General features: G+C 43.4%; 6 protein-coding genes. 3 read left to right on the top strand and 3 right to left on the bottom strand.

Features of this window, described 5'->3' with window-relative positions:
- Positions 1-429: 429 nt before the first annotated feature.
- Together murC and PX482_RS01600 are read right to left on the bottom strand one after the other, a co-directional pair.
- A complete protein-coding gene (gene murC / locus PX482_RS01605; protein ID WP_002760708.1) occupies positions 430-1,857 on the bottom strand; it encodes a UDP-N-acetylmuramate--L-alanine ligase in 1,428 nt (475 codons plus the stop codon).
- Positions 1,858-1,892: 35 nt separating this feature from the next.
- Positions 1,893-2,171: a hypothetical protein gene (locus PX482_RS01600; protein WP_002760706.1), complete on the bottom strand. Its 279-nt coding sequence runs from the start codon at positions 2,169-2,171 to the stop codon at positions 1,893-1,895.
- A 71-nt stretch (positions 2,172-2,242) separates the two neighbouring features.
- Here PX482_RS01600 and PX482_RS01595 point away from each other — a divergent pair, with 71 nt between their 5' ends.
- On the top strand, positions 2,243-3,259 hold the full coding sequence (locus PX482_RS01595; RefSeq protein ID WP_012265625.1) for a type I glyceraldehyde-3-phosphate dehydrogenase: 1,017 nt from the start codon (positions 2,243-2,245) through the stop codon (positions 3,257-3,259).
- Positions 3,260-3,353: 94 nt separating this feature from the next.
- Here PX482_RS01595 and PX482_RS01590 read toward each other — a convergent pair whose 3' ends face one another.
- Complete coding sequence (locus tag PX482_RS01590) at positions 3,354-4,130, bottom strand: ABC transporter permease (protein ID WP_052277353.1); 777 nt, start codon at positions 4,128-4,130, stop codon at positions 3,354-3,356.
- Positions 4,131-4,256: 126 nt separating this feature from the next.
- Between PX482_RS01590 and PX482_RS01585 the strand changes: the two genes are divergently transcribed.
- Positions 4,257-5,393, top strand: coding sequence for a DegT/DnrJ/EryC1/StrS family aminotransferase (locus PX482_RS01585; RefSeq protein ID WP_002760701.1), 1,137 nt, complete (start codon positions 4,257-4,259; stop codon positions 5,391-5,393).
- Between the two features lie 4 nt (positions 5,394-5,397).
- Positions 5,398-5,592, top strand: coding sequence for a hypothetical protein (locus PX482_RS01580; protein WP_002760699.1), 195 nt, complete (start codon positions 5,398-5,400; stop codon positions 5,590-5,592).
- Positions 5,593-6,280 lie beyond the last annotated feature (688 nt).

Below are 6,280 nucleotides of genomic sequence, written 5' to 3'. Positions count from 1 at the left end.
CTGAACTTCCCCCGTATAAATATACTAGCTATGGCTCAAAGTCTTACAGAGCCTGAGTTAAAGCAATGTAATACTAATAAACTACTGGGTACAAACTCCTGAAATCCTTACGCAGACAGGGTTTGAGGCAAAATTTTTCAAATTTGACCCTTCGACCATTATAGCTTGTTTCCAGGCAGAAAACCATCAAAAACATGGCTACCGAGGGAATCGCTGACTCTAGAGATTAATGACACCATCTGTTACAATAAGGTTAGCGATCACTATACAGCCAACTCTACGGAATCGCTCTACTCTAGATACAGTCAACGGTACAGCCATTTTCAAAGGGAAAATGTACCCAGTAGCGTCTTTTCAATTTTTTCTGAGAAGCTCCAGGCAGTAAGGGTTTTGTTAATTTTTTAGTATTTCTGTATGGGGGAAGTCCAGCTATACTCTAACTGCTAATTGTTCGCGGTAAAGAGTAAGCATTTCGGGGATAACTTGATTGAGATTGCCAGCGCCGAGGAACAGAGCTAGATCCCCTGGTTGGAGAATTTCTAGCAGGAATTGACTTAAAGAACTCAATTCGGGGTGATAGTAGGCGTTTTTATGGTGTTTTTTCACCTGTTCAGCCACTTGCTGCCCGGTGACGTGATTGATATTCACTTCCCCGGCACTATAAATATCCGTTAAGACTACCACATCGGCGGAACTGAAAGCGGCTCCGAATTCCTCCAAAAAGGCAGTGGTGCGACTGTAACGATGGGGTTGGAAAATAGCGATCGAACGTTGGTACTGTTTGCCTTCTACCTTTAATTTTGCCGCCGCTAAAGTAGCCAACAATTCGCTAGGATGGTGGGCATAATCATCAATAAAAGTAATGCCGTTTGCTTCTCCCTTGTGTTCAAAACGGCGTTTTGCCCCGGCAAAAGTAGCGATCGCATCGGCAATAACGGCAAATTCTAAACCGAGATAACGTCCGATGGCCACCACTGCCAAAGCATTACTAATATTATGTTGCCCCGGGATTTTCACCTCCATTTGTCCCAGATAACTGCCTTTTTCCCAGACGGAAGCTTTCATCATTCCCTGTTCATAGATAATCTCGCTGACGGTGTAATCGGCACCTTTTTCGGGATCGAGACTATAACTGATTGTCGGACGGAAATGCTCGGCGATCGTGTCACAATCTAAACAAGCGACTAAAATCTGGCACTGATGGGCGAATTCATGGAAAGTATCGATAACTTCGCTTAAATTCTGGTAATGATCCGGGTGATCTAGCTCAATATTAGTGATTACGCCGATTTTCGGGGCGTGTTTGGTTAGGGAACCATCGGACTCATCGGCCTCTGCCACCAAAAAACGACCTTGACCAAGACGAGCGTTACCTTCCCAAGCGTCCACCTCACCACCGACAATGATCGTGGGGTCTAATCCCGCTTCTAACAAAACGTAACCGATTAGGCTGCTAGTGGTGGTTTTTCCGTGGGTGCCGGCGACGGCGATACTGTCGTAATCAGCGATTAAAGCCGCTAAAACGTCGCTACGGTGAAAAATTGGGTATCCTAAGTCTCTGGCCGCTTGATATTCCTTGTTATGGTCATTAATCGCCGTGGAGCAGATTACTTGCGGAACCGTTTGGCTACTGTTTTGAGGGCCAGGAGAATGAAATAAAGCTAAATTATTTGCCTCTTGACGGTGGAAAATCTGCGCTCCCGCTCCCTGTAGCCTTTGGGTGATATGAGTAGGACGTAAATCGGAGCCAGACACAGGTAAATTGCGTTTGGCTAAGATATAAGCGAGGGCTGACATCCCAATACCGCCAATACCGATAAAATGGAAAGGTTGGCCGTTAAAATTAACTTTTTTCACTGTTTTCACTCCTCAGACCCACGATTATATAAGTTTTAAACTCGATCGGTAGTAAAGTCAACCTCATGATAGGGGCATTTGAGCAGAATTCCCAAATGTTGCCCAGTTGCCTTGCAAAATCCTTGACGCAGAATTAAAATTTTTTCTCCCAATTCCTTTTTTTGGGGTGTGGGTGTGGGGTGTGGGGTGTGGGTGTGGGTGTGGGGTTTGGGGTGTGGGGAGAATAAATAAAAATAGTCTCGGAGTCTCGGAGTCTCGGAGTCTCCTGAATGGTGATGTAATAAATTATTTTCGATCGGGATCGTAAAGTTCAACCTTTAAGGTATGATTGGGAACATTAATTATTTTTTTATGTATTGCACTAAAACGTAGAGGGCAAGCAGCAGTGATTAGAGTAGCGATCAATGGTTTCGGACGGATTGGACGTAATTTCCTAAGATGTTGGTTAGGACGGACTAATAGTGGCTTGGAGGTAGTGGGGATCAATGATACATCCGATCCCCGGAGTAACGCTCACCTGCTCAAATATGATTCGATGTTAGGCAAACTTAACGCTAATATCGATGCCGATGATAATTCTTTAATTGTTAACGGTAAAACCATTAAATGTTATTCCGATCGCAATCCCCTCAATCTGCCCTGGGCAGAATGGGGTGTAGATCTAGTGATCGAAGCTACTGGTGTTTTCGTCGATGAAGAGGGCGCTTCTAAGCATATTGTCGCAGGAGCTAAAAAAGTCCTCATTACCGCACCGGGTAAAGGTTCGGGTGTGGGAACCTATGTCGTCGGTGTCAACGCTCACGAATACGAACACGATAAATACAATGTCATCAGCAATGCCAGTTGTACCACCAACTGTCTTGCTCCTGTCGTCAAAGTGATTCACGAAAACTTCGGCATCATCAAAGGGACGATGACCACCACCCACAGTTACACTGGTGATCAACGCATTCTTGATGCTAGTCACCGGGATCTCCGTCGCGCTCGCGCCGCTGCCGTTAACATCGTTCCCACCTCCACCGGTGCCGCTAAAGCTGTAGCCTTAGTTATCCCCGAAATGAAAGGGAAACTTAACGGGATCGCCCTGCGTGTACCCACTCCTAACGTTTCTGTGGTGGATTTAGTCGCACAAGTGGAAAAAAGCACGATCGCGGAACAGGTAAACGAAGTCCTCAAAGAAGCTGCGGAAAATTCTTTGAAAGGAATTCTCGAATATAATGATTTACCCCTCGTTTCCTCTGATTATCGCGGTGTTGATGCCTCCTCGATCATCGATGCTAGTCTAACGATGGTGATGGGTGGCGATATGGTGAAAGTTATCGCTTGGTACGATAACGAATGGGGTTACTCCCAACGCGTGGTTGATCTCGCTGAAGTCGTCGCCAGCAAGTGGAAAGGCTAAATCAGTGATCAGTAAACAGTAATCAGTGAACAGTGGGCGTTAATTAGGAGTCAGGAGTGGTTAGTGATAACTGATAACTGATAACTGATAACTGTTAACTGAGCAGTGATAAATTCTCACCGAAAAAGCGCCGATAGATTCCCTCTGTCACCAATTGAGCGGTGATTAGGTTAGCTAGGGCAATCATAAACAGGATCAGTATCTGGTAGGAAGCGGCGTTTAAAGGTTCACTTCCTGCCAATACCTGTCCGGTGAACATTCCGGGTAAACTGACTAAACCCACCACCATCATCTGATTGAGGGTGGGTATTAAACTAGCTCGAATCGCTTCTTTTTGATAAGCTGCGATCGCTTGTTGAGGGGTTGCCCCTAAACAAAGATGGGTTTCGATTTCCAAACGGTGACTTTTAATGGCACTGCTTAATCTCTCCCCGGCTAAAGAGGCACTATTCATCGCTTGCCCTAACACCATCCCCGTCAAGGGAATTAAGTATTGGGGCGAGTACCATTGTTCTGGTTGAATAATTAAAGCGATCGCATAACCTAAAGTTAGACAGCTACTAATCAACAGAGAGCCAAAAACTAGGGGTAATAAGCCTTTATCTCGGCTATCGATGCGATTTTTAGCAACAATAGTCGCGATAGTCATCATTACTGCCAAAATCCCCAGCACGGCCAGAGGATTATCCAGGGAAAAAATAACGGCGATAACGTAGCCTACCACTAATAATTGCAGGATCGATCGACCGGTCGCTAATAATAATTGTCCCTCTAGAGCTAAATTTGACCAACGGGAGAGGATTAAACAAATACCCATCATCCCCAAAGCCCAACCCAAATCCACCAGATTTAGTTCTACTAATCCATCCATAAAAATAAAAGAAACAAATTACAACAATACTTAATCTATAAATAGCAAGTTTATAATTATTTTTGACTAATTATTCCTTCTTTTCCCCAACAAATCCCGATTAGTCTCTAATTTGAGTGAAAGCGCGTGAGTACAATTCCCCCCGTCGATTTATCCCGTCAATACCAAGTCATCAGCGAAGAAGCTAACCATGCCGTTTTAGAAATCCTCCGTTCTGGGCGCTATATTGGCGGTGAAGTTGTGAGCGAATTAGAACGACAATTTGCCCTCTATCACGGTGTTAGCGATTGTGTTGCCTGTAATTCGGGAACCGATGCCCTTTATCTGGCACTGCGCGCCCTCGGTATTCAAGCGGGGGATGAAGTAATTACTTCCACTTTTTCTTTTATTGCCACCGCCGAAGCGATTAATTTAGTCGGGGCAGTGCCGGTTTTTGTCGATATCGATATCAATACTTTTAACCTCGATGTGGCACTGTTGGAAAAAGCGCTTACTCCCCAGACTAAAGCGATTATCCCAGTACACCTTTTTGGGCAATCTGTCAATATGTCTGAGGTGGTAAATTTCGCTCGTTCTCATAATTTATTGGTGATTGAGGATTGCGCTCAAGCAACGGGAGCAGAATGGCATGGGCAGAAAGTGGGGAGTATCGGCGATATTGGCTGTTTTAGCTTCTTTCCCACCAAAAATTTAGGCGGTTGTGGCGATGGTGGCGCAATTACCACCAATAACCCCGAGTTAGCGGCACAAATTCGCATGATTAAAGAACACGGCAGCAAGGTGCGTTATCTCCACGAGGTAATCGGGGTAAATAGCCGCTTAGATGCCATTCAAGCGGTTATTTTGCAAATTAAGCTAAAATATCTCGATTTTTGGAATAATCAACGGATCGAGATTGCCCAACGTTATCGAGAATTACTGCAACCCTTGCCTAATATCACTTTACCTACCGCTTTAGCTGGGGGTAAGCACGTTTGGAATCAGTACACAATCCTAACGGAAAATCGTGACCAAATTCGGGCAGCTTTGCAGGAAAAAGATGTCCTATCCATGGTTTATTATCCGATTCCTCTGCATTTACAGCCGGTTTATCAGTATTTAGGCTATAAAAAAGGTGATTTACCCATGGCTGAATTGGCCAGTGAAAAAGTGTTATCTTTGCCTATGTTCCCCGATTTAAGCTGCGAGGAACAACAACAGGTAGCCTATGCGCTGAAAGATTGTTTGCATAGTTTTTCAATTTATGATTTAGCCGAGGATTGAACTAATGAGTCAGATAAATGAGCGTTCAAAACCAGCCAAGTATTCACTATATAACTTAAGAAAAGTAAAGCGTGATTTAGTCTATGATGCCTGGGATTTCTGGCGTACTCTAACTCAAAAAGATCAACTAGAAAAAGTCATCAATCAAAGAGAAATTCGTTTTATCGGTTTGAAACGTAGTGGTAATCATGCGGTGTGAAATTGGATTAGAGCGCAAGAACAAGATTCTTATTTTCCGAATAATGTTAATGTTAGTATCAGTCCTTTTAGGCATTTTCATCTACACTTCAACCCTTATGGGTTTTCGAGAGGAAGCTTGGGGAAATTTCAAGACTAAAAACTGTTTTTTGTATAGCTACGAAGACCATAGTATTGCCAAAATAACTGAGCAAAAATATGAAAAAAAACATGATCTTTATGTAGGGAAAACCAGTCATAAGTAGGTGGGTGGAATTAAATATAAGATGAACGTAGGTTGGGTTGAAGCATGAAACCCAACGCCCGATTATGTTACGCTACCGCTAACCCATCCTACAAATAATTGTGCCTCCCTACTTAGGTACGATGTACTTTTACTCAGAGATACGTTTAATCTGATTGCCAGTCGTTTGAAAAAGGGATTTTTATCTGTCAAGACAAAAGGAATGTCTCTGACTGATATGTGGATTGAATACGCCAAAGAATTCCTTGAAGAAACTAGCTATCTAAGTAATAACAAGGTTATTATTAATTACAATCTATGGTTTTCTGATATTAGTTATCGTCGAGAAATTTGGTTCTTCGTTACTTGGTATGGTTCGATAGGGGGGCATAAATCGACTAAATCTTTATCTGGCAAGAGACTTAATTGATTAGTTCGCTCTAGATAAAAAACAATTGACAAAAAT

It is taken from the genome of Microcystis sp. M53602_WE12 (assembly GCF_030065455.1).
Lineage (GTDB): Bacteria > Cyanobacteriota > Cyanobacteriia > Cyanobacteriales > Microcystaceae > Microcystis > Microcystis aeruginosa.
This window is presented reverse-complemented; position numbering and strand designations above follow the sequence as displayed.

Excerpts from the sequence above, each read along its gene's own strand:
- PX482_RS01590 (WP_052277353.1), bottom strand. The coding sequence starts at position 4,130 with ATGGATGGATTAGTAGAACTAAATCTGGTGGATTTGGGTTGGGCTTTG.
- PX482_RS01580 (WP_002760699.1), top strand. The coding sequence starts at position 5,398 with ATGAGTCAGATAAATGAGCGTTCAAAACCAGCCAAGTATTCACTATAT.